Annotated in this window: 21 protein-coding genes; 5 read left to right on the top strand and 16 right to left on the bottom strand. The window is 60.2% G+C overall.

The annotated features are described in order from the left end of the window. Positions 1 to 204 precede the first annotated feature (204 nt). The 10 genes from ROSERS_RS01785 to ROSERS_RS01745 form a co-directional block, all read right to left on the bottom strand. Entirely contained in the window at positions 205 to 1,071 is an 867-nt protein-coding gene (locus tag ROSERS_RS01785) for an FAD binding domain-containing protein (RefSeq protein WP_011955131.1), read from the bottom strand. Positions 1,072 to 1,139: 68 nt separating this feature from the next. Further along, a complete protein-coding gene (locus ROSERS_RS01780) occupies positions 1,140 to 3,521 on the bottom strand; it encodes a xanthine dehydrogenase family protein molybdopterin-binding subunit (protein ID WP_011955130.1) in 2,382 nt (793 codons plus the stop codon). A gap of 76 nt (positions 3,522 to 3,597) precedes the next feature. Further along, positions 3,598 to 4,080: a (2Fe-2S)-binding protein gene (locus ROSERS_RS01775; RefSeq protein WP_041332745.1), complete on the bottom strand. Its 483-nt coding sequence runs from the start codon at positions 4,078 to 4,080 to the stop codon at positions 3,598 to 3,600. Positions 4,081 to 4,130: 50 nt separating this feature from the next. Beyond that, positions 4,131 to 4,856, bottom strand: coding sequence for an SRPBCC family protein (locus ROSERS_RS01770; protein ID WP_011955128.1), 726 nt, complete (start codon positions 4,854 to 4,856; stop codon positions 4,131 to 4,133). 381 nt (positions 4,857 to 5,237) lie between these two features. Beyond that, positions 5,238 to 6,779 carry an HD domain-containing phosphohydrolase gene (locus tag ROSERS_RS01765; protein WP_011955127.1) on the bottom strand — a complete coding sequence of 514 codons (1,542 nt, stop codon included), beginning with the start codon at positions 6,777 to 6,779 and terminating at the stop codon, positions 5,238 to 5,240. Positions 6,780 to 7,026: 247 nt separating this feature from the next. Next, positions 7,027 to 7,446: a response regulator gene (locus ROSERS_RS01760; protein WP_011955126.1), complete on the bottom strand. Its 420-nt coding sequence runs from the start codon at positions 7,444 to 7,446 to the stop codon at positions 7,027 to 7,029. Positions 7,447 to 7,668: 222 nt separating this feature from the next. Then, on the bottom strand, positions 7,669 to 8,529 hold the full coding sequence (locus ROSERS_RS01755; protein ID WP_011955125.1) for a PHP domain-containing protein: 861 nt from the start codon (positions 8,527 to 8,529) through the stop codon (positions 7,669 to 7,671). Further along, positions 8,526 to 9,659 carry a patatin-like phospholipase family protein gene (locus ROSERS_RS01750; protein WP_011955124.1) on the bottom strand — a complete coding sequence of 378 codons (1,134 nt, stop codon included), beginning with the start codon at positions 9,657 to 9,659 and terminating at the stop codon, positions 8,526 to 8,528. Before ROSERS_RS01750 ends, ROSERS_RS01755 begins: the two co-directional genes overlap by 4 nt. A 13-nt stretch (positions 9,660 to 9,672) precedes the next feature. After that, positions 9,673 to 9,840 carry a hypothetical protein gene (locus tag ROSERS_RS25700; RefSeq protein WP_157040923.1) on the bottom strand — a complete coding sequence of 56 codons (168 nt, stop codon included), beginning with the start codon at positions 9,838 to 9,840 and terminating at the stop codon, positions 9,673 to 9,675. 9 nt (positions 9,841 to 9,849) lie between these two features. Then, positions 9,850 to 11,790, bottom strand: coding sequence for an ArnT family glycosyltransferase (locus ROSERS_RS01745; RefSeq protein ID WP_011955123.1), 1,941 nt, complete (start codon positions 11,788 to 11,790; stop codon positions 9,850 to 9,852). Positions 11,791 to 12,053: 263 nt separating this feature from the next. On the opposite strand from ROSERS_RS01745, the gene ROSERS_RS01740 reads away from it, so the two are divergent. After that, a complete protein-coding gene (locus ROSERS_RS01740) occupies positions 12,054 to 12,506 on the top strand; it encodes a hypothetical protein (RefSeq protein WP_011955122.1) in 453 nt (150 codons plus the stop codon). Between the two features lie 445 nt (positions 12,507 to 12,951). On the opposite strand, the gene ROSERS_RS01735 is transcribed toward ROSERS_RS01740, so the two are convergent. Further along, positions 12,952 to 13,620, bottom strand: coding sequence for an HAD family hydrolase (locus ROSERS_RS01735; protein WP_041332742.1), 669 nt, complete (start codon positions 13,618 to 13,620; stop codon positions 12,952 to 12,954). Between the two features lie 852 nt (positions 13,621 to 14,472). Next, complete coding sequence (smc, locus tag ROSERS_RS01730) at positions 14,473 to 18,078, bottom strand: chromosome segregation protein SMC (RefSeq protein ID WP_011955120.1); 3,606 nt, start codon at positions 18,076 to 18,078, stop codon at positions 14,473 to 14,475. 124 nt (positions 18,079 to 18,202) lie between these two features. On the opposite strand from smc, the gene rny reads away from it, so the two are divergent. Next, positions 18,203 to 19,810: a ribonuclease Y gene (rny, locus tag ROSERS_RS01725; protein WP_011955119.1), complete on the top strand. Its 1,608-nt coding sequence runs from the start codon at positions 18,203 to 18,205 to the stop codon at positions 19,808 to 19,810. A 189-nt stretch (positions 19,811 to 19,999) separates the two neighbouring features. Continuing rightward, positions 20,000 to 20,341, top strand: a complete 342-nt coding sequence (locus ROSERS_RS01720; protein WP_011955118.1) for a stage V sporulation protein S — start codon at positions 20,000 to 20,002, stop codon at positions 20,339 to 20,341. 47 nt (positions 20,342 to 20,388) lie between these two features. Here the strand turns inward: ROSERS_RS01720 and ROSERS_RS01715 are convergent, their stop codons facing one another. From ROSERS_RS01715 to ROSERS_RS01700, 4 genes are all read right to left on the bottom strand, one after another. After that, positions 20,389 to 21,336 (bottom strand): 2-dehydropantoate 2-reductase, encoded by a 948-nt coding sequence (locus ROSERS_RS01715; protein WP_011955117.1) that lies wholly within the window; start codon positions 21,334 to 21,336, stop codon positions 20,389 to 20,391. Positions 21,337 to 21,440: 104 nt separating this feature from the next. Then, on the bottom strand, positions 21,441 to 22,208 hold the full coding sequence (locus tag ROSERS_RS01710; protein ID WP_011955116.1) for a Mut7-C RNAse domain-containing protein: 768 nt from the start codon (positions 22,206 to 22,208) through the stop codon (positions 21,441 to 21,443). Next, the gene (locus ROSERS_RS01705; protein WP_011955115.1) at positions 22,205 to 22,945 is read right to left on the bottom strand and encodes a prolipoprotein diacylglyceryl transferase; all 741 of its coding nucleotides are present in this window, start codon (positions 22,943 to 22,945) and stop codon (positions 22,205 to 22,207) included. The genes ROSERS_RS01710 and ROSERS_RS01705 overlap by 4 nt, the downstream gene beginning before the upstream one ends. 1 nt (position 22,946) lies before the next feature. Next, a complete protein-coding gene (locus tag ROSERS_RS01700) occupies positions 22,947 to 23,516 on the bottom strand; it encodes a TlpA family protein disulfide reductase (RefSeq protein ID WP_011955114.1) in 570 nt (189 codons plus the stop codon). A gap of 95 nt (positions 23,517 to 23,611) precedes the next feature. Between ROSERS_RS01700 and cmk the strand changes: the two genes are divergently transcribed. Then, the gene (cmk, locus tag ROSERS_RS01695) at positions 23,612 to 24,346 is read left to right on the top strand and encodes a (d)CMP kinase (protein ID WP_011955113.1); all 735 of its coding nucleotides are present in this window, start codon (positions 23,612 to 23,614) and stop codon (positions 24,344 to 24,346) included. Beyond that, positions 24,309 to 25,970 carry a PH domain-containing protein gene (locus ROSERS_RS01690; protein WP_041332740.1) on the top strand — a complete coding sequence of 554 codons (1,662 nt, stop codon included), beginning with the start codon at positions 24,309 to 24,311 and terminating at the stop codon, positions 25,968 to 25,970. Before cmk ends, ROSERS_RS01690 begins: the two co-directional genes overlap by 38 nt. Positions 25,971 to 25,980 lie beyond the last annotated feature (10 nt).

Below are 25,980 nucleotides of genomic sequence, written 5' to 3'. Positions count from 1 at the left end.
TCGGATCACGGAAGTTATGATACTCCATGACACATGCCTGGGTGTTGAAAACGGGGAGGATTGCACGTGAGAAGGGGGGCCGGGACGGCGGACGGCTCCAACCGCAAAGACCCGACGACCCGATGGATGGCAAAGAACAAAGCGCCGTTGGTTAAAAACCAACGGCGCGAGTGTTCGTGTGAACTGCCGTTTCTACCCGACCGCTTACGCGCGTGCGCGGCGGAGCGCTTCGGTCAGCGCGCGGCGGGTATAGACCTTCACCATCGCCTGGCGGTACTCCGCCGATGCATGGATGTCCCCCAGGTAATCGATCCCGTCGCCAGCAGCATTCGCCGCTGCCGCCACCGCTGCGTCATCGCCAGAGGTGCCGACCAGCGCCGCTTCTGCGGCTGGCTGGCGTACCGCAACTGCACCGGCGCCGGTGACGCCGATGCGACACGCAGCAACGGTTCCGCCGTCGAGTTTGACATACGCTGCCACACCGACGATAGCGTAGCGCGACGCTGGCTGGCGCAGTTTGGCGTATGCTGCGCCTTCGCCCCTGCCCAGAATGGGGAATGTCACCGACGTCATCACTTCGTCTGGCGAGATCGCCGTGGTCATCATCGCCACGAACATATCGTCGGCGGCAATGCTGCGCGCGCCGTTCGGTCCCATCACGTTAATCGTCGCGCCGAGCGCCAGCACAACCGCCGGGAGATCAGCTGCCGGATCGGCATGCGCCAGCGACCCGCCAAGAGTTCCACGATTGCGCACCTGAATATCGCCGATCTGTCCAACGCACTCGGCAAGCGCCAGGCAACCGGAACGCACCGCCTCACTCGTCGCAATCTCGTGATAGGTTGCGCCAGCGCCGATTACCAGACGATCTCCGTTGGAGGTGATGCCCTTCAACTCCGACACATGACTGATATCGATCAGCACTGCGGGTTGTGCCAGGCGCAGTTTCAGCGCGGGGAGCAGCGAGTGACCGCCTGCCAGCAACTTGGCGTCGTCTCCGTGCTGCTGGAGCAACCCGATTGCCTCGTTGACCGTCCTGGGTGCAAAATACTGAAAGGGTGCCGGTATCATCGAGATACTCCTCTATGCCTGAATGCGCGACCGACGTCGCTGCCGGTCGCGCATCACTGCTGATCCTCTCAGGAAGCCGATTGAGCCGCGTGGATCGCCTTCCACACATTTTCGGGCGTTGCCGGCATCTGCATGTGCTTCACGCCAAACGGCGAGAGCGCGTCGATGACTGCATTCATCACCGCCTGGGCGCTGGCAATCGTGCCTGCCTCACCTGCGCCTTTCACCCCCATCGGGTTGACCGGACTGGGCGTGACGGTGCGCGCCGTCTCGTAAGGCGGCAGCATGTGCGCCGCAGGAACAGCGTAGTCCATCAAGGTGCCGGTGACCAGTTGCCCGTTCTCGTCATACACTGCCCGCTCGTAGAGCGCCTGAGCAATGCCCTGCGCAATGCCGCCGTGGATCTGACCATCGACGATCAGGGGGTTGATGACATTGCCACAGTCATCGACAGCCACGTAACGTTTCAGATCGACGATGCCGGTATCTGGATCAACCTCGACAATCGCGATGTGCGTGCCAAAGGGGAAGGTGCAGTTCGGCGGATCGTAGTAGCTCGTTTCGTCGAGGAATGGCTCCATGCCCTCTGGCAGGTCATACGCCACCGACGCCTGGAGCGCAATCTCGCCCAGCGTCTTTGCGCGGTCGGGCGACCCTTTGACGTAGACGCGACCGTTCTCGTAGACCATATCGTCAGGGTTGGCTTCGAGCATGTGCGCAGCGATCTTCTTCGCCTTTTCCTTGATCTTCGCCACGCTGCGGTAAACCGCCGTGCCGCCGACTGCCAGCGAGCGCGAGCCGTAGGTGCCGTAGCCGAATGGCGTGCCCAGCGTGTCGGAGTGCTCGATCACGATGTCATCATACGGTACGCCCAGTTCGTCCGCAACGATCTGCGCGAATGTGGTTTCAACACCCTGACCGTGCGGCAGCGACCCGGTCGTGACGACCACCTTGCCGGTCAGGTGCACCCGCACATTGGCGCTTTCCCACAACCCGGCGCCCCATCCTTCACCGGGAAGCCCTATCCACTTACTCGGCGCGATACCGCAGATTTCGACATACGAACTGATGCCCAGACCGAGATAACGTCCCTGTTTGCGCGCTTCCTCCTGCTCTTTGCGGAAATCGGCATACCCGACGATTTCGAGCGCCTTGTTGAGCGCCGCCTCGTAGTTGCCGCTGTCGTATGGCAGCAGACCGAGACCGTTGTCGTAGGGGAAGGCATCGGGCGGAATGAAGTTCTTGCGTCGCACTTCCGCCGGGTCCATCCCGATCTCGGCGGCGAAACGATCAACCATGCGCTCGATCAGGTACGACGCCTCTGGACGACCGGCGCCGCGATAGGCATCGACCATCGCCGTGTTGGTATAGACGCCGTACACTTTGACATACGCCGCAGGGATGCGGTAGACGCCGGTAATGATCCGTCCGTAGAGCGTTGTTGGAATGCCGGGCGCAACTGTGCTGAGGTACGCGCCCAGGTTGGCGTAGGTGGTGACGCGCAGACCGGTGATCGTACCGTCGCGATTGCCGGCGAGCTCGACATCGGTAATATGGTCGCGCCCGTGGGTCGAATACTTGTAGTTCTCGCTGCGGTCCTCGACGAACTTCACCGGGCGACCGATCTTGCGTGCTGCCCACATTGTGAAGGCAGCATCGTTGTAGCAAAAGATCTTCTGCCCGAAGCCACCACCAATGTCTGGCGAGATGACCCGCAGTTTCGTCTCCGATATCCCAAACACAAAGGCAGTCAACAGCAGGCGCAAGACGTGCGGCGCCTGAGAGGTTGTCCAGAGGGTGAACTCATCGGTCGCTGGCTCGTAGCGCGCGACGGTGCCGCGTGTTTCCATCGGGGTAGGAATGAGGCGCTGGTTAATGATCTGCTCGCGCACCACCACTTCGGCAGCAGCGACGGCTGCATCGGCTTTCGCCTTATCGCCCGCCTCCCACTCCATCACGATATTGTTCGGCGCATTTTCGTGGAGTTGCGGCGCACCCGGCTCGGTTGCTTTCTTTGCATCGACCACGACCGGCAGCGGTTCGTACTCCACCTCGATCAGGTCACAGGCGTCGCGTGCGATGTAGCGATCTTCGGCGATCACCAGCGCCACCGGATCACCCGCGAAATGCACCTCGCCAACCGCCAGAACGCGGGGAGTATTGACATTATTCTTCACCCGCCCCGCCTGCCAGGCGCACGGCAGCGGATTGAGATCGAGCATGTCTTCGCCGGTAAACACGGCAACGACGCCCGGATGGGCTTTCGCTTTGCTCGTATCAATCGACTTGATCTTTGCATGGGCGTAAGGGCTGCGCAGCACACACGCATGCGTCATGCCGGGGAGTTTGATGTCATCGAGGAATGTGCCCTGTCCTGTAATCAACCGCGGATCTTCGCGGCGCTTGATAGCCTGACCCACCAGTTTCGTCGGCATCGCTTCAGCCGTCATTGCTGTTTTTCCCTTCTAGTGCGGAGAAACCAGAAGTCGAACGACAGGTGCAATCATCCACTTTAACCGGAGCGATTTACGCAGGAACCTCTTCGCTGCGCATCTTTGCGGCGGCGTACTGTACGGCGCGCACGATGTTGTGATACCCGGTGCACCGGCAGAGGTTCCCCTCCAATCCGTGACGCACTTCCTCGTCGGTTGGTTCAGGATTCCGCTGCAACAGATCGTATGCTGCCATGATCATGCCCGGCGTGCAGTAGCCGCACTGCAAACCGTGGCACTCCCAGAACCCTTCCTGGAGCGGATGGAGTTGACCGTTCTGCGCCAGACCTTCGATGGTCAGCACATTGGCGCCATCCGCCTGTACTGCCAGCATCGTACACGACTTGACGCTGACGCCGTCGACCAGCACCACGCACGCGCCGCACTGACTGGTATCACACCCGATATGCGTACCGGTCAGGTTCAGATGCTCGCGCAGGTAATGAACGAGCAGCGTGCGCGGTTCAACCTCGCTGGTGTACGATTTGCCGTTGACCGTAACCGTAATTGTTGCCACTGTAGACACCTCCTCATTGAGCAGCGAATAGACGGAGCAGGGGAGATATGCTAGCGTTCCCGGCGGCTGCGCGACCGTCCGAGAATGTAGCCGAGCAGGAAAGCGACGACAATCCAGGGCGCCCACGGGCGCTCAGAGATGAAATCGTTGATGATGCCGAAAACGACCGATTCGGGACGCAACTGTTCTTCAGGCGGCACCACGACTGTGCGACGTTCGGGTGTGGGTGGCGGAGGAGCGGCAGGAGTTTCCGCAACTGCAGCCGCCGGCGCGGCGGGGGCTTCCGCAGCGCTCGGAGCAGCGGGCGCCTCCGCAGCCGCAGCCACCGGTGCAGCAACGCGGGTGGCGACCTGTTCGGCAAGCGCCTTGAGCGACTGGTTGATCAGTTGACGCGAAGCGCCTTCGATCAGGCGCTGCCCGACGCTTGCCAGCGTACCGCCGACCTGCGCCTCGCCGCCATACATGAGCAACGTCTTCCCATCCTGCGCCACGAGATCAACGGTGCCGACCCCGTCGACCACGCCGTTGGCGCTTTTCCCGCTGGCGATCAGTTTATAGTGGTTCGGCGGATCAATGTCTTCAATACGGATGCGACCGCTATACACGCCACGGATTGCCTGGATGCCGATCTTGATCGTCCCTTCGTACTCATTGTCGCCGACCTGTTCCAGACGCTCGCAACCTGGAACACACCGCGCCAGCACCTCGATATCGTTCAGCGCCTCCCACACGACGTCGCGTGGCGCGTCAATCGTGTAGCTACCGGAAATCTTCACTGAACCGATCCTTTCGTTGCAGCAAGAAACTTCGGTATCAGGCGATCTGGCGGATCAGCGTTGTTTGTTGTGCAACGCACACGTGTAGAGCGCCTGCGGAGAGGGACGTATAGATTTTGATCAAAGAAATTCTGCGCTCTTTTTTATGGTACCGACAGGTGAAGCATTTGTCAAGCGAAAGACATCCCGACAACGTTCCGCCGCCGGAGCGACGACGCGGCATTGCTGCCCAATCGTATCAACAATCAGTGTCGGAACGGCTTGTGCAAACGCTGGCACAAGCGCCTGATCGACGGAACGCGGCAGCGTGCGGGAGAGACGCTGCCGCCTCCGGAGATTGGCACGCCTTTTGCGGGCGTGGTAGGGGTGTCGCAGGCGATGCTAGTCGATGTGCAGATCCCCCAGCGACACAAACAGATGAGGAACGTGGAGCACATTCTGGTCGAGCGATGCCTGGGCAGCTCGCGGTTGCAGGCGCAATGCCTGAGCCTCAGATTTCAGCAACTCGACGAATCGGTCGACCAGATCGGCATCCCACTGCACACCGCGACATCGTCGCAGTTCGGCGATTGCCTCGTCCTGCGTCATTGCGCGACGGTAGGCGCGCTCCGAGGTCATCGTATCGTAGGCGTCGGCAATTGCCATGATCCGGGCTTCGAGCGGAATCTGATCGCCGGACAGTCCATCGGGGTAGCCGGCGCCATCAATGCGCTCATGATGATGCCGGATAACCGGCAGCACCGGGCGCAATGCTTTCACCCCACGCACGATCTCGACGCCAATAACCGCATGGGCGCGCATAATTTCCATCTCCTCCGACGACAGGGATGCAGGTTTCAGCAGGATGGCGTCGGGCACACCGATTTTGCCGATGTCGTGCAGCAACCCGCCGTAGCGCAGCGCTTCGATGCGGGCAGCGTCGAGACCAATGACTTCGCCAAGACGCACGGCATAACGCATCACCTGCATCGAATGCCCGGCAGTGTACGGATCACGCGCGTCGATCGAAGCGGCCAGCGCTGCGATCATCTCGATATTCTGCTGTTTCAACTGGCGATAGAGACGGCTGTTGTCGAGCGATGCGGCGATCTGCGACGCGCAGATCGTCAGCAAGGTGCGGTCATCCTGATCGAACCCCGGTTGATCAGGCGCCCGACTCAGATCGAGCACCCCGACGATCCGGTCGTTGCTGCGCAACACAAAACGCGCGGCATGCGTGGAAGGGACGGACACCGCAGCACCGGTAAGACGGAGGTGATCCTCGCAAAGACTCTCTTTCCCCGGTGTGCATTGAAGCGGAATACGTGCGCCGACAGCAACACGTGACGCAGTTCCTCGCAGCGCCAGAAGTTCCAGCTCGTTATCGTCAGGATGCACCAGTGAGAGCGAGAGCGTTGCCGGTGAAAAACGCCGCCACAGGAGACCAACAATCTCATTCACTGCCGTTTCAGTATCGAGGGTGCTGGTGAATGCCTGGCTGATCTCGTACAGCGCCACCACTTCCGAGAGACGCTGGCGTTCCTGGCGCACCCGCCGCCACTCGACGGCGCGCCGCACCGTTCGTTCCAGCTCATCGACACTGAATGGCTTGGTCAGATAATCAAATGCACCCAGCTTCAGCGCCTCACGCGCCGTTTCCACGGTTGCATATGCGGTGAACATGATGGTATCAATATCGGGATGCTGTTCGCGCATCTCCCGCAGCAATTCCATACCGCCCATCTCAGGCATCTGAAGATCGGTCAGCACCAGATCGAACCGGTTTGTCTGGAGCATGGTCAACGCTTCTCGCCCGTTGAACACGGTCTTGACACTGTACCCTTTCATGTGCAACAACCGTGCGCAGAAACTATTGACCATCGGATCGTCTTCGACGACCAGGATCGAAACTGGATCGGCATTCGTCGACAGGGACTGATTCATCACCGCCTCACTTGTTGGTGGATGCCATATCTTCCAGGTTGCCATTATAGCGCGCAGGCATTTCTTTGAGCGTACCAGTTTGTGGCGCCATCTGTAATCAGCGCGCATGGCCTGGCTCTGGCGGGATCAAGCGGCTGCGGGGCGCATGCAATGAACCTGTCGATTCGCCCGAGGGTATGCGCGTCGAAAAGAAACGACCGCGCCAGCAGACTGCCGCGCGGTCAAACCAGGTCGCCTGGAGGTGCGATTACGGAGCGGAGGGGCGAGGGCGATTCTGAAAGTAGGTATGCACCCGCCGCTCGAGTTCTTCGAAGTCGAAAGGTTTGGCAAGATAGTCGTTGGCGCCAAGGCGCATAGCCTGCTTTTGGGTATCGGGGGTGCCGAACGCCGTAATCAGAATAACATAGATATCACCAAAATCGCGCCGAATCGTCCGGATCAGATCCAGCCCGTCCATCCGCGGCATATTCATATCGGTAATCACCAGGTCGCAGCGATGACGCTGGAGCACTTCGACTGCCGCCACGCCGTCTTCGGCTTCCAGAACGACATACCCGCCGTTCGACAGCAGGAACTTGTACAGACGCCGGGTTGCCGCATCATCCTCAACGATCAGCACCGTATCAGCATTGTGGCCATTATGCGACCGTTCCGTCGTCACAGACATACACACCCCTCCATTGCTCTGCATATCCTGGAGCCGTTGGCGACCATCCTGACTGACCGTAGAGACATATGATCAAGATAGAGAATGATCCGTCTCTATCCCAAGTCTGGCTTCCCTGACTGGTCACTGCACCTCATGCATGAAAACGCCGGAGGACACGGTAATGATACTCCTATTCTACCATATCTTAATGCTTTTCCAGCAACACAACGCCAATCGTAATCAGTTTGTAACACACCCGACACGCTCAAGAAATGCCCGGCACCACGCAGCGGGCCAGCGCGCAAGCGGTTGGTGCGGATGGTGCGAGTCCGACCCGCCGGTTATGAGCAATCGGTGCTGCTGCGCCAGATGACGGTACATCGCTATCTGTTCCGGTCGATGAGTCGGGTAGTAGACTTCGATGCCATCCAATCCGACCTCCGCCATTACGGCGATGTCTTCAGCAGTCGCCGGGATGGCGTAGACACCCTTTGAGCGACCGGGATGCGCCAGCACCGCCACACTGCCGGTTTCGCGGGCAACGGCGACGATCTCCTCCACCCCTGGGGGACGATACATACCCGGCAGGCGGGTCAGAATATAGCGCATCCCGGCACTCTCATCGTCGTCCTCTGGCGCGCGATCGGGAAGATCGTTCGCCCGTCCGAGCGCCGCGCCAATGTCGGCTACACGTGGCGGACGTTCAATCGCGTCGATGCCGGGCAGTCGAAATCCTGCTGCGATCAGGTGTCGCTGCAACCCGTCCGCATCTGCCAGGTTGCGCTCATCGACGGAGCGACACAACGCCAGGAGCGAAGGATGTTCCGGATCGGCGCCATATACGAGGACATGCCAGAGTTTGAACGGCAGCCGATCATCACGCTGCCCTGCGGGAAAACCGGCATCGATCTCCACGCCGGAGATGACGTGGATGCCGGTGCGCCCACCCGCTTCCTGCACTGCCCGGACACTTGCAGTGGTGTTGTGATCGGTGACGGCGATCACCTGCAATCCGGCGCGCACCGCCGCTGCCATCAATGTGTCTGGCGTCCAGGTCGCGTGGTGAGGTGTTGCGTTGGTGTGAATGTGCAGATCGATCATGGCTGGTCGAGCAACCGATTGAGCAGGCGCGTGTCGAGTGCGCGCAGGGCGTCATTCCGCCCCATCTCGAACAATGCCAGATGATTGCGCTCTTCGTAATCGATAATCCATTCCAGCGGCATCAACTGCTGTGGCGCAATGACCAGCGGCTCGGCGATGATGCGGGGAATGTTTCCTTCCAGAGTCAGAGCCGGGTCGCCGGTTTGCTGTGCAGCCCGCTCAAGTTTTCGCGCCGCCTCTGCCAGCCGATTGTATGCGCGCAGCATCTTGATAGCCGCGCGATACGATGCCAGCAGCGCCCAATCCAGCGTCAACGATAATGCCTGCACCAGGTCTTCCGGCACGCTTTGCAACTGCTGACGCATCGCTTCCGGCGCGACATCCCATGGCGTCATCATAACGACGACAATCTCGACATCATCGCCCGCCGCAAGATCGATCACCGGTCCTAACGGAGTATTCGCCAGCACCGCCCCGTCCCAGTACTTGCGACCATCGATCTCGGTCCAGGGATAGACGGTCGGAATGCTCGACGACGCCATGAGATGGTCAAGAGTGATCCGGTCAGCCGGGTGGTCACGGAGCGGTCGATTGCAAAACACCCGCAGGTCGCCGGTCTGGAGATCGGTCGCAGTCAGCAGCAGTGCAGGCGCATCCGGCGCGTTGATCCGGTCAAAGTCCATCCAGCGACTCAGCGTGTGACGCCAGGGAGCAGTATCGAGCAGACTGCGAAATGGGCGCGTGCGGAATACCTGACCGATGCGCTCGAGCAATCCCTGGGCACTCATGCTGCGCTCTTCAGGCGGCAAAACGACACTCGCGCCGCCGTGCGCTTCTGAGGTCAAGACGCTGCGCATCAGAAAACGGACGAGCGGTCGACTGACCGCTGGCAGATCGCCTGATAGTCGATGCACATCCTCGGTGTGCATATCGAGCCAGCGCGCTTTCAGTTGTGCGACGGTCAAACCAGACGCCAGCGCCGCAGCATTGATCGCGCCGATCGAGGTCCCGGCAATGATATCCGGTCCGACGCCATCCTGCATCCAGCCACGTTCGACGAGCGCCTCGATCACGCCGACGTGGTAGGCGCCACGACCGCCGCCGCCGGAAAGGACGAGCGCTTTTTTCATAACCGGTCCTCCTTTACGGATACGTTAACGTGGCCACCCGGATGGCGCGCATTGCGGTGGATGCCGGATCGAAGTTGCCGCTGACAGGCAACCGTTCGCCGCTATCGGCATCGTACAATCCCAGAATAACCTCGTACTCGCCTGTCGGAAGATCGGGCGGCAGCGATAGCGGCAGCGGCACAGCCGCCTGCTACCCCGGCAGCCAGGCGCCGGTCGGCATCCCCCCAACGCCGGATGGCGGTACGTCCACACCGGCAACCCGCTGTCCCTGTGCATCGATCACCTGAAGGAATACGACGTAATCGCCCTGCGGAGGCGCCAGCGCCCCCCACGAAGGCGTGACCGTCAGATGGTTCTGATCATATTCGACTGAGACGCCGTGGAGCATGATTGCATCGCCGAAGCGCGCGCCGACCGGCTGCCGGTATGGGCGCGGCAACTGGTAGATCTTTGCATATTCGATGCCATGAATGGTGATTGTATGGATGGGAGTCATCGGCTCGAACTGGCGATAGATATCAGGATGCGCGCCGCGCTGGATCGACTCCAGATAGACGACGGCATAGTTGACCGGCAGTTTCCCCAGATCGGTGATGTCACGAACATCGACCGGAACGAACGGTTGCAACGTTGGTCTGAGCGCCGAGATAACCGGTCCGTACCCGATATCAGGGCGTGAACTCAACCATGCGCCGACCTGATCCATACCCTCTCCCCATCCGATCAGAAACATGCGCTGCGCTGCCGCACCGCCGCCGAACAAGGGATTGTAGTAACTCAGATAGTAGGGATGGTACCAGACGACCTGACCGATCTCTATTGCGCCCATTATCAGCAACCCCGCCAGAGGCGCGCGTTTGAGAAAATCACCGCCCCGGGGCACGACAATCGCACGCCGGATGCACCATGCCCGCGCAGCATTGTACCCGCGCACGATTCCGGTTGCCGCCAGCACGAGCAACACCGGCCAGATCGGAAGGACATATCGGTCGAACTTCTTTGGACCCAGCGTCATGACCAGTGTCCAGAAGGCGGCAAAAGCGATCAGGACAGGAATGACGGCATCGCGTTGCGTGAAGAAGCGGCGGCCATCGATCACCGCAAAGACCACAAAAGCGACCAAACCAATGAACATCACCGACGTCGTGCGGAACAGACTGGCGACCGGATAGAACCACACGCCAGGATCACCAACTGCCTGACCGTTGAAGAACTGCCCATCGCCGTTGGGACGTCCGCCGTTGAAGATAATTTCACCCACATAGGCTTGCAGTGCCGCTTCCGGCGTCACCCACAGCGCGGGCCATCCGGCGAATGCAACACCGAGCGCAACCCCCAGCCATACGCCATAACGCACGATCGCATACCTCAGGCGACGAAATACATCCGACACCACGCCGGAAACACGTCGGTTCGAGGCGTCTTTCGCAGGCGCAAGAGCGAACAGCATCAGACCGGCAAATGGCAAAAAAATGATCGCCGGTCCTTTGGTCAGGAGCGCCAGTCCGGTCAACGCACCGGAACCGAGCAGCGCTGTCCATCCGCCTGCGCCTGCCTGCTGTTGCCGCAAGGAAACCAGCAGGAGCAACAGGCTCAGTGTGAGCAACCCCGTCAGCAGTGCATCGAGATGCAGCACCCGCCCGTGCGCAATCAGATATGGCGATGTAGACCACAGGAATCCCGCAACCAGCGCGACCATCGGATCAACGAGGCGACGCAACACCATCCAGGTGGTTACCCCAAACACCACCTGCAGGAACACCCCCGGCAGCCGCAGCCAGGCCAGATGTTCGATCATCGAAGGGGCGCCTATCCAGCCCAAATCGCGCGCAGCGCGCTCGAGCACCAATCCTGCGCGCCCCAACCAGAACATCGTGATGGCGGGATGCCCGACGAAAATGGTATCAGCCCAGCGCCCCTCGGAAATTGCTGCATCGAAACGTTCGGTAAAACGGATCCAGTGGTACGCTTCGTCGGTGGTGAGAAAATCGGCAAGCCCGATGACACGCGGCGCAAGTGCAAGCACACCAAGCATCAGCGCGATGATCGGCGCCTTCAAAACATCACGAGCAGCCCGGTGTTCTGCACATACGCTTGCATCGCTCGCAGCGTTCTGCTCCGCTATCTGCATCCTTCCACCTCGTTGCGCAACTATCAACGATGATTGTAACAGAAGGTTAGACCCATTGCGCCTTGCTACAGACCAGCGTAAGTACTGTTCAACATCAGGACTCATGGTACGTTGCTCAAGCCCTGGATCAAACGGTATACTATTTATTAATGAAAATGACAGGATGTTCATCTGAGAGTGTTCGCATTATGACTGGAGAGCATCCGCGACATGATGCTGATGAGACGCAGCCTGTCTCATCCAGTCATCGCAGGAGCAGTATTATGATGGAGCCATATCCGGCGCAGCCCGCTGTGCTGACCAATCGCGCACAGGCGGCGCCCACAGATCCACGCACCAATCACCACACGCGCACAGCGCTCCAGGCGATCATGCGCCAGCTCAATAAATCGCTCACCGTCCTGGCGAGCGCAGCCGATATGCTCACCCAGGGACGCAGGGGTGGCGCCGTGTCGCAGTCGCTCTTGATCTGGCTGCAACCAAATGCCCGCCAGGCCGAAGAGGCGCTGCGCCGCTTGCGCGAGTATCAACTCACCGGCTCTTCTGCGGCAACAGAACTTATTCAGTGCCTCACCGTACTGGTGCTGGCGGCGGATATGATCGTCCAGGGGCAACTCAGAGACGACACATCGCTCGAGACGTATGAACTGTTGCGCCGTAACGCTGACCGGGCGTTGAAGAGTCTGGAAGCGTTGAAGAAAGAAGTGCTGATGTGAGGCGCGTCATCCTGTACTAACTCAGACTTCTCTTCTTGCAGGTAAAGAGTTGTTCAGGGACGCAGGCGTTTGCCCCATTCTGAAGCCCTTTTTCCCTCACATCCCCGCCCTCTCAAGTGTAGAGTTCTTGGGAGAGATGAGTGATTTTCTGCATTCCGGTGCACTTTTGCCCCCTCATCCCTCTGCCCACTTCTCCCACAAGAGGAGAAGGAGGATTTTGGGCGTTCTGATGCCTGAAACGGAAGATGACATGCAGGGGCTTCCAAAAAACCCACCCCTGTGAGCACCTTCCTGCACCCCTTCTCCTCTTTGTCTGCATGTGCGACGATGGCTGTCCTTGCCACCAGCAACCCTACAATATGATCCCTTCGATTGCCCGGATGGGTAATTCTGTAGCACCCATCTGAGCAGGCAGCGCCGATGTGACACCCTCTTCCTTCGATGTTCAGCCTTCCTCGACTGCAAGTTCCGGCAGTACGCGGAGCAGTTCATCGTAGTCGGCAACAACGAGGTCGGGCGCAGCAGCGCGCAGATCAGCGACGGAGTGGGTCGTGGCGAGCGCAATGCAGCGCATCCCGGCGGCGCGCGCCGCTGCAATTCCCGCGAGCGAATCCTCGAAGACCACGCAGCGATCAGGCGGTTGATCAAGGCGACGCGCAGTTTCGAGGAAGATGTCGGGCGCCGGTTTGCCGCGCGGCACCTCATCGCCGAGGGTGACGGCAGCAAACCGTCCGGTGATGCCCAGCGCCGCCAGCGTCGGCGCGACAGTCGCCTGCGGCGCTGAGGTTGCCAGACCGATCTTTGCTCGACGCCGTTCAAGAAGATCAAGGAATCGCACCAATCCCGGCAATGGGGTCACTCCAATCAGCAAGTCCTGGTAGATCTGCGCTGCTTCATCACTGTAGCGCGCGATTTCCTCTGGCGTCAATGGTCGCCCGAACAGCGCCGGAAAGATGTCGCTCTGTCGCCTGCCAATCAACTGCGCCGCTTCGGATGGCGGGGGTGGTTGCAACCCATGTCGCTCAATGAAAACCCGGAATGCCCGAAAATAGAGTGGCATATTGTCGAGCAGAGTGCCGTCCATATCAAAGATTGCCGCTCCGAACGTGATCATCGTGATATACTCCTTATTGGTGAATTGCATAGTGAAATGTCTCTGACAACGATGTTTTCTCGAATATCCGTCGCGCTCCGTTCACACGACCGTCTACGCCGTGCTGTTGATTTCCTGTTTGCCGCGTTCTTCTTTCGGCTCTCGCCAGACGTGCGCTCTTTCCTGTTCAGGGGAGAACGCCACGAATGTCCGATTTGTGGCGCTCATCTATCACACTTTCTTGTGCTGCATCGACCATTCTTTCGCTGGCGCCCGGTCTGTCGATCACAGATGCTTGCCTTGCAGCGCGGGAGTCCACCGTCTAAAGATCCGGTATTCGCCCGGTAGCCCGGCGGCTAATCCGGTACACCGAACGTTCCGGTTGTGGGGCTGATGAAGATTGAGCATTTATAGCAGTTCTCAGATACGTTGACCTTTGTCTAGGTCTGCCGTGTCGCGCAAGACACCTGCTTCCGGCGAAGTGTAGACCGAAATTCATTTCGGTCGCCGCGTGGGGCGCGCGACTCCGGGAATGTTCAACCTCGTCCATTGGGTTCAATCTTTGTGATAACTGCTATGATCCGGTATGCCGAACTATCCGTGGGGCTATGGAGATTGAGCGTTTAATCCGGCATGCGCCTCTTGCCGTCGGGCTCAAGCCCTCGGCTATCCAGGGCGAAGCCCGCCTGCGCGGGCTATGGCGGATTATGTATTCAAAGACCATAAGCCCTCGGCTATCCAGGGCGAAGCCCGCCTGCGCAGGCTACACCGAAACAACCATAAACCCCGACCCCTGTGCGATTGAGCGCTTCGGATTGGATGCGAATGAGATATTGTTTGTATGCACAATCGGACAGTTGCGAACGTCACCTCTCACCGACCTCTCTCACCGACCTCTTCTAACCTGAGCGAGAGCACCCGTGAGGCGCCGTCGTCGCCCATGGTCACGCCGTAGATGGTATCGGCAGCCTCGATCGTCCCACGATTGTGAGTAACAACGATAAACTGTGTTTTTTCGCTCAACCCAACAAGCGCCTCGCGGAAACGCCCGACATTTGTTTCGTCCAGGGCGGCATCGACTTCATCGAGGACGCAGAAGGGGGTCGGGTTGGCTTTCAGAATGGCGAAGAGCAGCGCCGCAGCGGTTAGCGCGCGCTCGCCGCCCGACAGTAGCGCCAGATGCTGCTGACGTTTCCCCGGCGGACGGGCGATAATCTCCACACCGAGCGTGGCGATGCCGGGAGGTTTACCGCCGTTCTGATCGGCAGCATCATCGTCGTCGTTGATCAGCGCCAGGCGTGCTTCGCCGCCACCGAACAGATTCGTAAAACTGCGCTCGAACTCCGCAGCGACGACCTGAAACGTCGTTTCAAAGCGGGTGCGAATGGCATTGTCCAGTTCGGCAATCAACTCGTTGAGTGTTGCCGATGCTGCACGAAGATCGTTCATTTGGGCGCTCAGGAACTCATAGCGCGCTGCTGCTTCATCATACTCCTCCAGCGCCAGCGGATTGATGATCCCCAGGCGGGCGATGCGGCGCTTCAGATCATCGATACGTCGCTGCATGTCTTCCACATTGGCGTCCGACGATGGGTCTGCACAGGATTGAGCAGCGGATTCGACATCGATGGCATCGCCTGCGGCGCGTTCCCGCAGCACCTCCAGACGATCACGCGCGCGCTGGGCATCGACCGTTGCGCGGTTGCAGGCTGCCTCGGCGTCGATCAGTGCGGTGGTGAGCGCCTGCACACGCACTTCGTGTGCTTCGCGTTGCTGTTCCAGCGCGCTCAACTCTGCCTCGGACGGCTCGATCTGCGCACGCAGGGTGTCGATCTGCGCCAGTAGCGCCTGATGTTCGGCTGCGGTTTGTGTCAGTTCATCGATGAGCGTAGCACGTTCGCGGTGCAGATGTTCGATGCGCTCTGCCAGCGCAGCGCGCTGCTCGTCGATACGCGCCAGCGCCTGATGAACCGTGTGCAGGATAGCGCGCGCCGTGCGCACGTCGCCCTCAGCATCGGCGAGGCGCGTGCGCAGGTGCGCCAGGATCTCGTCGTCGGCAGCGTCTGCGCTGCGCTGCACCGCTTCTTCAGCGTGGAGACGCTCGACCTGCGCGCGCGCTGCATCTTCCCGCTGCATCAACTCTTCCTGCTCGGCGATTGCCGCTTGCAGGCGATCAAGAAGCGTGGTCATCCCGGCATCGATCTGCTCGATACGCCGTTGACACACAAGATACTCAGCTTCGGCGCGGTCAACGGCGCGCTGCGTCTGCGCCGCAGCAACGCGCGCCTGGTCGAGTTGTCGCTGGACCTGGCGCTGGTGACGTTCAGCGTCGCGTACTGACTGTTCGGCAGCGACATAGGCTTCATTTGCAACGACATGGCGCACGCGCGCCGCTTCTGTTTCACGTGAAACGGCTTCCAGGCGTTCGGGGAGCTCGCGTAATTCTCGCTCGCGCCGCAGCGTGCCGCTCTCCTTCGCTGCCGAGCCTCCCGTGACTGCGCCTCCGGCGCTCACCTGCTCTCCCGCCAGCGTGACAATTGTCCATCCGCCGCCGATGCGCTGGAGTTCTCGTCGGGCGACCGCCAGCGTGCGAACAACCAGCGTGCGACCGAGGAGCAGTTCCACCACCGGTCGGTAGCGTTCGTCAACATCGATAAGATCGGCGGCAACCCCCAGGACGCCATCTTCTGAAGCAGTGTGTAATCGTATGCGCACCCCGTCAGCATTACGGGGGCGGATCGTATCCAGCGGCAGGAACGTGGCGCGACCCTCACCGCTGCGTTTGAGCGCTTCGATAGCATCTTCTGCATCTTCCCAGCGATTGACGACGATATTGTGCAGGCGTGAACCGAGCGCCACTTCGATGGCTGTTTCGAGTTCTGCCGGCACACGCACGACGGTCGCCACCAGAGCAAATCCGGATCGGTGCTGTGACTCGGCCCACTGCATGGCTGCCCGCACCCCGGCGAACGTTCCAGCATAACTGCGGTGGAGACGGCGCAATGTTTCTAACCGCGCTTCCAGTTCCATCTGCTGCCGGCGCAGCGCTTCAAGCGTCTCAGCGGCAGCGGCGCGTTGTCGGCGGCGCTGTTCGACATCGCCCGTTGTCAGTTCGACGCGACGTGCTGCGTCGTTCAGTTCCTGTTCCAGCGCCGTCACGTGCGCATCCGCCTGAACGGCGGCGGCGCGGCGCGCTACCAGTTCGTCCTGAGCAATTGCCAGCGCCTCCCCGGCAGTTGCACGTTCGCGGATCAGGCGATCACGCTGGTCGTTGATCTGCGCGATCTGACGTTGCACTGCGCCGAGCGCTGCGCCAATCTCCATCAGGCTGCGGCGAGCGGCATCAAACGCCTGGTGAAACGCAGCGCGACCGGCGATCCGTTCGGCGCGACGCGCTTCGTGCGCGGCATACTCCTGCCGCACCTGTTCCAGGCGTTGCTCAGCGCTGGCAAGTTGGGCGGCAACCGTTTCCTGTTCCGTGTGCCGGGCAGCGCGCTGGTGATCCAGATCGCGGAGTGCGCGATCCTGTTCCTCGATCTGACGCGATAACGCCGCGAGTCGTTCCTGACCAACCGCCAGTGCGCGTTGCACCGACCCGGCGCGCGCGTGCAGGGCGCTGCTCTCGGCGTGGAGCGATCCAATCCGGTCGCGGATGGCACGGATGCGCTCCCGCAGATGGAGGAGATCGGTTGAGACGGCAGTCATCTCTGCCTGACGCACAGCAAGGGTCGCTGCCAGCGTCTGCGCTGCTTGTTCAGTGGCAGCGCACTCTGTCTGCGCTGTCAGCCAGAGACGGACATAGTACGTTTGCAACAACTCATGAAGCTCAGCCATCAGATCGCGATGGGAGCGAGCAAGCGCCGCCTGGCGCTTCAGTGAGCGCAATCGTGGCTCGAGTTCCGCCAGAATATCGGAGCAACGTGCAACGTTCGCGTTCGTCTCGCGCAGACGACGTTCGGCGTCGGTGCGGCGCTGCTCGTACACGCTGATCGCCGCAGCATCCTCAAAGAGGCGCCGCCGCTCCAGCGGACGCAGATTGAGCGCGGCATCGACCAGACCCTGATTGATGATCGCGTAGGCGCCATTGATTGGTGCAGCAATCTCCTGCACGTCGCGCAACCGGACCCGCTGACGATTGATGAAGTACTCCTGATCGCCAGAGCGTGTCGCACGGCGGGTAATCGTCACTTCGCCATACGGCGCCGATAGCAGGCGATCACTGTTATCGATCGTCAGCGAGACCTCCGCAAAACCGGCAGGCGCTCGCCGCCCGCCGCCGCTGAAGATCAGGTCCTCGGTGCGTTTACAGCGCAGCGCCCCTGGATGCTGTTCACCCAGCACCCAGCGGATGGCATCGACAAGATTCGACTTCCCGCTGCCGTTGGGACCAACCACCGCAGTAATGCCAGGCTGAAACTCGAACAGCGTATGCCCGGCGAATGTCTTAAACCCCTGGATTTCGAGACGACGCAGATACATCGGTTTGCAACATCCATGCAAGATGGCGTGATATTATACCATCAACACTCTTGACAATCCGTTCATCTTGACAGAAGATGTATCCGCAGAGTAATATAGCATGTACTCACCCACACGTTAGCGCATGTTTGAGCCCGTGGCCACAGCCCGGCACTGGGCTGTAGCATGCTGCACCTTTACAATCGAGCAGGAGGATGTTGTGCAATGGCTCATATGGGCCTTGCCTGCCCTGGTGATCGGACTTGCCATTGGCGCAGGCATAGGCATTCTTATCTACAAAAAGAGTGTACAGAGCCAGATTCGACAGATCGAGGCGGAAGCCCGACTGCAACTGGAAGCGACGCGATCTGAGCAGAAAGATCTCATTTTGCGCGCGACCGACGAGGCGCTTCGGCTCCGCGCTGAAGCCGAGGCGCAAATACGCGAGGCGCGCGCAGCGCTGGCGAAGCAGGAAGAACGGTTGCAACGGAAAGAGGAAAATCTTGACCGCAAAATCGAGGGACTCGAACGGCGTGAACGTCAACTCCAGCAACGCGAGCGCCAGATGGAGCAACTTCATCAGGAAGCTGAACAACTGCGTCAGCAGCAACGCGCGGAACTCGAGCGGATTTCCGCGTTGAGCCAGGAAGAAGCCCGTGCGATTATTCTGAAACGCGTCGAGGATGAAACGCGCGACGAGGCGGCACGCCGTATTCGTGAAATCGAAAAGAACGTTCGCGAAGAGGCGGATAAACTGGCACGCAAAGTGATCAGCATGGCCATTCAGCGGTGCGCTTCGGAGTATGTCGCTGAAGTGACCGTCTCCACCGTCGCGCTCCCGAGTGAAGAGTTGAAAGGACGAATCATCGGGCGTGAGGGGCGCAACATTCGCGCCTTCGAGCAACTTACCGGCGTTGATATTATTGTCGATGACACGCCGGAAGCGGTGACCCTCTCGTGCCACGATCCGGTGCGGCGGGAAGTGGCGCGACTGGCGTTGATCAAGTTGCTCAAGGATGGGCGCATCCATCCGACGCGGATTGAAGAAGTCGTCAGCAAAACCCAGCAGGAAGTCGAACAGATCATGCGCGAAGAGGGCGAACGAGTCGCCTACGAAGCGAACGTTCAGGGGTTGCACCCCGACCTGATCAAACTGCTGGGGCGACTGAAATATCGCACGAGTTACGGGCAGAATGTTCTGCAGCATTCGCTGGAGTGCGCTCTGCTCGCAGCGCATATTGCTGCCGAGATCGGCGCAAACATCAATGTGGCGAAAACTGCCGCGTTACTGCACGATATCGGGAAAGCAGTCGACCACGAAGTGCAGGGACCGCACGCATTGATCGGTGCTGAGATTGCGCGTCGCCTTGGAAAATCGCCGGCAATTGTGCACGCGATTGCCGCCCATCATAACGATGAAGAACCGCAAACCGTCGAAGCCTGGTTGGTGCAGGCTGTCGACGCCATCTCCGGCGGGCGCCCCGGAGCGCGCCGCGAAACGCTCGACCTGTATATCAAGCGCCTCGAAGCGCTCGAAACGGTCGCAACGTCATTTACAGGCGTTCAACGCGCCTTTGCTGTTCAGGCCGGGCGCGAGGTTCGCGTGATGGTGCAACCGGATGCTATCGACGACCTCGGCAGTATTCACCTTGCCCGTGATGTTGCCAAAAAGATCGAGGAGAGTCTTCAGTATCCCGGCCAGATCAAGGTGACGGTCATCCGCGAGACGCGCGCAGTGGACTATGCACGTTGATTCGGAACAGCACCCGAAGCGACGGAACGCTTCACGGCACAGGACGGCCTCGACGCCGACCGCGCCGCACACTCTCTCTGTGGCCGATGCGGGGGTCCTTCCCCGTTATGGCGACGATTCTGGTCATTCCATCGCAAGTTACCAGCCGGCGCATCGGCCGGCGCCCAACCCAGTTCGGAGGAGGCACGTATGGCAAGCAATCTTTCGCACTCCACACCTGCCACTCGCGCCGTTGGCGCAAGTGGCGCCGACGTGGTCGAGCGGCAAAGCGCTGAGGTTCTGAAGGTTTCCACACGCTCGCGTCCCAGTGCGGTCGCCGGCGCCATTGCCGGCGTCATTCGCGATAGCGGTGTGGCGGAGGTGCAGTCGATCGGCGCAGGCGCAACCAACCAGGCGATCAAAGCAGTGGCAATTGCGCGCAGTTATCTCAGTGAAGAAGGTATTGACATTGTTTGCACCCCTTCGTTCATTGATGTCGCCATCGATGATGAAGAGCGCACAGCGATCCGCCTGCTGGTTGAACGACGATAGGACACGGAAGGGTGGTCGTACTGTGTATGCGACCACCCTGTTCTGTTTCACTGCGATTGTTCGTTCAGGCGCCGGTTGCGCGCCATCCGTTCCTGTGGCAGCAGGGTGGCGTAGATGAATGCGTGCAGCGGCGTTGGAACGCCAGCTGCTGCACCCAGACGCGCAACAGCGCCGTTCTGTGCTTCCAACTCTGATGGACGACCGGCCATGATGTCGCGTTGCATGGAGGCGGTCGTTTCGTAGGGTAGCGCATCGAGTTGCGCCAGGGCGGCGGTGACGGCTTCTTCGCCAAGAGCGACGCCGCACGCCTGTGCGACTGCAACGATTTCGCGCATACCCTGGATGAACAGTGGGCGCGTCTCTGGAAGTTCGCGCAGTAGTCCCATGGGCGCGCGTGTGACCGCTCCCAATCCGCTGGTTGTCGCTCCAAAGACGAATTTGCGCCAGACCTCTGCATCGATGTCCGGCGGAATCGTCACCCGCACACCGGCGCGTTCCAGCCAGTCGCGCAGTGCTTCGACCCGCGCTGTGCGACGGTTGTCACGTTCGCCGAAGATGATCAGCGGATGGATCCCTGAGTGTCGCACGACACCCGGCGCCACGCGCGCGACGAAAATGTAACAGATGCCGTTCAATGCGTGCGATTCGCCCAGCGCCGCCGCCAGACGATCAGAAGCCTCGACGCCGTTGAGCAGCGGGACAACGCCAGTCTCCGGTCCGATGAGTGGACGCATGAGATCGATCGCTTCATCGAGTTGCCAGGTTTTGGTGGCGACCAGCACCATGTCAACAGGACCCGCCTGCGCTGGATCGTCGGTCGCCTGGACAGGCGCGACGTGAGCGTCGCCAATGATGCTCTCGATCCGTAATCCTTGTTCGCGCAGCGCAGCCAGATTGTCGCCGCGCGCAATAAAGATCACATCCGCGCCAGCCTGCGCTAACCGCCCGCCAAAGTAGCCGCCCACCCCGCCGACACCAACAACTGCGATACGCACAGGTCATTGCCTCCTTTCGTGTAAAGCAGGAGCGCAGCGCCGTTGCGCCCCTGCCGTTCCGTCTGCCACACAATGGTTCGGTTGGAAAGCCATCGCAGTCGCGCTCAACCTTCAACCTTCAACCGGACCGAGTGCTCCAGTAGCGTCGCCATGCGGGTGTAATGCGAACCCTGCCAGTAGATCTTGCCACAGGCAATGCAACGTCGAAAGGTATCGAAGTACAACCGCGTCCTGGGTTCGAGAAGATGCTCAATATCGGCTTTCTCGACCGCTGTCGTCAGACTGTTGCACCGCATACAACGCTGGAAAACGGTTGACGTCGGCGTCAGGTTGAACCGCCGCATGACTTCGACAATCTGACGCGCCGGAATAACTTCGCGCACAAACGAGCCATAGACAACAATGCTTCGTTTGAGCAATTCCCGGTCGCGTGTGAGCAAGATCCGGCGTTCCTCACCCGCCAGACGCGCCAGTTCGGCGTCGTGCGCATCGTTCCAGTACAGGCTATCGTAGCCCAGCATCCGCAGGTATGCCGCCAGTCGCCCCAGGTGCGTATCGAGTACGAAGCGTGGTTCATCAAGCGGGGGACGCAGTGTGACTGACGAGGCGGGCGCCATGGTGATCGGGAAGACCTCGATCATGTCGCCCGGTTGCACCGGGTAGTCGAAATTGACCGGATGACCGCCAACGATCAGCGCGCCGATCTCAGGATGGGGCACACCACACGTCTCGATCAGGTTCTTGATCGTCTCGTGCCCTTTGCATGGACGTTCAAACCACGTTTCGCGCCGACCGGGCGGCAGAAAATCGTTCAGATCGCCATAGACGCGGATCAGCGCCAGTCCCCGCTCCTGTACGGTTAAGATGTTCATAGCGCCCGTCCCATCTGCGCTCGTTTCTGCCAGAGAGCGATCAGCAGCATCGCCAGACCGACAATCTGCGCTGCGCGGATGCCGCCCACGGTCACCAGCGAATCGACACGCAACGCTTCCAGCAGCAGCATTGCGCTGCCCTGCAGTGCAAGATAGATCATCGCTAGCGATCCGGGTCGGGTCACGCGCGGCGCAAACCATACCAGCACGCCCCACGTAACCAGCGCCGCCAGAAGATAGTAGAGCGGCACAGGATGGCGCGGCACGCCAAACAATGGCAGCGCCCATGGCACATCGGTGGGGGCGCCAGGAGCTTCGCCACTGAGCAGCAAGCCCAGCGCCGCGACTGCCTGCGCCGGAGGGAGCGCCAGCGCAGCGGCATCCGCCAGCGGCGCAGTTGCGGCGTCCAGGCGTCGCAACCGCAGGTACGCATACCCGGCGAGCGCACCTCCGATCAATGCGCCGGGCCACGCCAGATCACCCAGACGAAGCGCCAGAAATAGACCGGGTGATTGACTGTACATATCCCAGTTGAACAGACCATACCACAAACGCGCGCCAACAGCCGCGCCCAACAGAGCAAATGGCGCACAGCGACGAGCACGCTGCTCAAGTTCATCGCCGCCACGTTTGTGCGCTATTCGTTCAAACTGCGTATGACCGATGAAAACGGCGATCACCAGCAACAGTGCGCCACTGCCAAGATTCAGCGGTCCGAGTTCAATAATCGGGTACACGTTACGGTGTCTCAGCAATCAACTGCTCGATTGTGCCCTCAATCATACCACGCGACATTGGTCCGCGATACACAGCGCGAACAATCCCCCTGCGATCAATGAAGAAACTGGAAGGCAGCACACGCGCCTGATACGCAGCGCCAACCCGCGCGTCGCTATCGAGCAGCGCTGGAAATGTCAGACGTTGATCGTTCATATACGCCACGACTTTCGTTGCGTCTTCCTGTTGATTCACCGCCAGCACAACAAAACCCTGATCGCGGAAGCGTTCGTAAGCCTGCTGAATCGCGGGCATTTCGGCGCGACATGGCGGGCACCACGTCGCCCAGAGATTAATGAGCACCACCTGACCACGCAGATCGTCGAGTGCAACCTGCGATCCATCGATAGCGCTCAGGGTAAATCCGGGTGCGGGATGCCCGACGAGCGGCGCAGGTTGCGTCGCCGCCGGTTCTGGCGCCTGCGCCGTTGCAGGAGCGACTGGAGCGATGCGCGTCGCCCAGATGAATGCGCCGCCGGTCAGCAATGTTGCAATCAGCAGCAGATCCCATACACGTCGAGAGAACATCATCAAAAGGCTCCGTATTCCTTCCGACATTGCTTGCATATCGTGAGCGTCGCGTGCTACAATACCATACGGTATAGCCATGATACGCTCTTTTTTGCATGTCTGCTCCGTCGATTATCACGATTGATGGTCCTGCTGGCGCCGGGAAGAGTACGCTTGGCGAGTTGCTCGCCAGGCGCCTGGGGTATCTCTTCTTCGACACCGGGGTGATGTATCGCGCGCTGGCATGGGCGGTTTTGCGCCATTCAATCAATCCCGAGGACGACGAAGCAGTTGCAGCGCTGGTGCGGCGTCTCGATATTCAAGTGCATCCACCCGGTGATGCGACCGATGGACGACTGTATACGGTGCTGGTCAACGGTGTCGACGTCACCTGGGAATTGCGGCATCCCGAAGTTGAGCGTATCGTTTCGATCACGGCGCGACACCCGGCGGTGCGCGCCATCCTGCGCGACCGGCAGCGCGCCATTGGTCAGCGCGGGCGCGTAGTGATGGTCGGGCGCGATATCGGCAGTATTGTGATGCCCGATGCACCGCTCAAGATCTATCTGGACGCATCGGTCGATGAACGCGCCCGACGGCGCACCAATGAGATCCGGCAGCGCGGCGGCAGCGCCGATCTTCAGCACATCCGCAACGAGATCATCCGTCGTGATAGCCTGGACCGTCACGTGAGCGCGCCAGCGACCGATGCGTGTATTATTGTCAGTGATGGGCTGTCACCGGATCAGGTGGTTGATCTGGTCGTCTCCCGCATCGATTGCGACCCGGACGACTCGCAGGATACGCGCGCCTATGACCGAGCCGAAACTTCCGATCCCGCTGGAACTTGATAGCGACGAGCAGGTTATCCTGGTCGGCAAGCGCCACTGGATCGAACTGTTGCAATCCAGTCTGGTTTTTCTGGTCATCGGCTTTATCACTGCGGCGGTAGCCCTGTTTCGCGCGGCTGGCGGAACGTTGCTGATCATGCGTGAGGGCGTTTCGCGCCCGTTGACCGATCCGATCAACGTTGCGCTTCTGACGCTGACCATCGTCCTTGTAGCGCTTTGGGCGCGTGGCGAGGCAAAGAAGGATCGCCGCAAGGATACACCCTGGCGTAACCCGGACGTTCTCTACCTGCTGGCAATCCTTGCGCTCGGGCTGGCGATCTGGTTCCGGTCAATCGGCGGTGAACTGATCGTCATCGATCCGGTGTATGCACGCGCTGGCGATGCGATCAACATCGTGCTGGGACTGATTACGACGTTCATGCTGCTGGCAGTGGCCTATCTCTACAACGACTGGCGCAATGATGTGCTGATTGTCACCAACAAGCGCGTCATCTATGACGAAGAGACCATGTTCATCCGCCATGTGCGGCAGCAAATCCTGATCGATGACATTCAGCAGGTCAATGTGCGTGCAGACACTTATCAGGCGACGCTGTTCGGGTACGGCAAAATCATCATCCGGTCGTTCAGCCCGCGCACGCTCGAATTCGACTTCGCAGCAAAGCCGCGCGAGATCGAAAAGGCGATCATGGATCAGGTGCGCAACCTGCGCCGTCGTCAGCAACCCGATCTGCTGCGCGCGCTGATCGAAGATCAGGTGTACGGCAACAAGATACCGCCGCAGTCTGCGCCTGCGTTGCAAGCCCGCACGCAACGATTCCCCATCCCGGCGCTTTACCCGCCTAACCCCGAAATCCGTGATGATCGCATCATCTGGCGTCCGTCGTGGGTGTATGTCCTGTTGCAACTGTTTCGCCCATTGACCGGATTTGCCCTGACGATGTTCGTGGCGGCTGTTCTGGTTCAGTTCAGGTTGCTCGACGGCGTAGCTGTCAGCCTGGTCGTCCTGCTCGCCCTGCTGGTGTTTGGCGTGTGGGGGTGGTGGATCCGCGAGTCGCTGATCAACGACACCTACATCCTGACCCGCACCGACATCATCGATATTGATCGTCGTCCGCTAGGACCTGAAAACACCCGTCGCGCACAACTTTCCGCTATTCAAAATATCTCGTTCGATGTCAGTTTCGTCGAGCGCCTCCTGGGGTTGGGCACGGTTGTGATCGAGACGGGCGGCGCTGCTGGCGGAAAGTTCACCTTCGACCATGTGCCCGATCCGCGTGGCGTCCAGGCAACCATCAACGACTACCTGACCGATTTCCGCAAGCACGAGAAGGAGCGTCAGTTGCAGGATGCGCTCGCGCTGCTGAAGCAGTACGATCAGGTTCAGCGCGAGCATGGCGAAAAAATGGATCGCGAGAGTTTCGAGAAGGCGGTTGAAGAACTGATCGGGCGCTCGCTCAACAATCGATCGGCAAACGAAACGACTGTCGACACGCTTAACGGCGCTGTGGCGACACAGATCGATGCTCATCTGCGTCGCGTGGCGCGCAATGCGCGCCGCCGTGCAGCGATCCGCGCGTTGCACGAACGGATGCGCCGTCGCAATAGCGAACAACCTTCGTAATCCTCCAAGA

Origin of the sequence: Roseiflexus sp. RS-1 (assembly GCF_000016665.1) — a bacterium.
Lineage (GTDB): Bacteria > Chloroflexota > Chloroflexia > Chloroflexales > Roseiflexaceae > Roseiflexus.
The sequence above is the reverse complement of the archived record's forward strand: the minus strand, read 5'-3'. Positions and strand labels throughout refer to the sequence as shown.

Coding starts and splice junctions, on each gene's coding strand:
- ROSERS_RS01785 (WP_011955131.1), bottom strand. CDS start 1,071: ATGATACCGGCACCCTTTCAGTATTTTGCACCCAGGACGGTCAACGAG.
- ROSERS_RS01720 (WP_011955118.1), top strand. CDS start 20,000: ATGGCAAGCAATCTTTCGCACTCCACACCTGCCACTCGCGCCGTTGGC.
- ROSERS_RS01765 (WP_011955127.1), bottom strand. CDS start 6,779: ATGAATCAGTCCCTGTCGACGAATGCCGATCCAGTTTCGATCCTGGTC.
- smc (WP_011955120.1), bottom strand. CDS start 18,078: ATGTATCTGCGTCGTCTCGAAATCCAGGGGTTTAAGACATTCGCCGGG.
- ROSERS_RS01710 (WP_011955116.1), bottom strand. CDS start 22,208: ATGAACATCTTAACCGTACAGGAGCGGGGACTGGCGCTGATCCGCGTC.
- ROSERS_RS01700 (WP_011955114.1), bottom strand. CDS start 23,516: ATGATGTTCTCTCGACGTGTATGGGATCTGCTGCTGATTGCAACATTG.
- ROSERS_RS01760 (WP_011955126.1), bottom strand. CDS start 7,446: ATGTCTGTGACGACGGAACGGTCGCATAATGGCCACAATGCTGATACG.
- ROSERS_RS01745 (WP_011955123.1), bottom strand. CDS start 11,790: ATGCAGATAGCGGAGCAGAACGCTGCGAGCGATGCAAGCGTATGTGCA.
- ROSERS_RS01750 (WP_011955124.1), bottom strand. CDS start 9,659: ATGAAAAAAGCGCTCGTCCTTTCCGGCGGCGGCGGTCGTGGCGCCTAC.
- ROSERS_RS01780 (WP_011955130.1), bottom strand. CDS start 3,521: ATGACGGCTGAAGCGATGCCGACGAAACTGGTGGGTCAGGCTATCAAG.
- ROSERS_RS01740 (WP_011955122.1), top strand. CDS start 12,054: ATGATGGAGCCATATCCGGCGCAGCCCGCTGTGCTGACCAATCGCGCA.
- rny (WP_011955119.1), top strand. CDS start 18,203: ATGTTTGAGCCCGTGGCCACAGCCCGGCACTGGGCTGTAGCATGCTGC.
- ROSERS_RS01735 (WP_041332742.1), bottom strand. CDS start 13,620: ATGATCACGTTCGGAGCGGCAATCTTTGATATGGACGGCACTCTGCTC.
- ROSERS_RS01690 (WP_041332740.1), top strand. CDS start 24,309: ATGACCGAGCCGAAACTTCCGATCCCGCTGGAACTTGATAGCGACGAG.
- ROSERS_RS01755 (WP_011955125.1), bottom strand. CDS start 8,529: ATGATCGATCTGCACATTCACACCAACGCAACACCTCACCACGCGACC.
- cmk (WP_011955113.1), top strand. CDS start 23,612: ATGTCTGCTCCGTCGATTATCACGATTGATGGTCCTGCTGGCGCCGGG.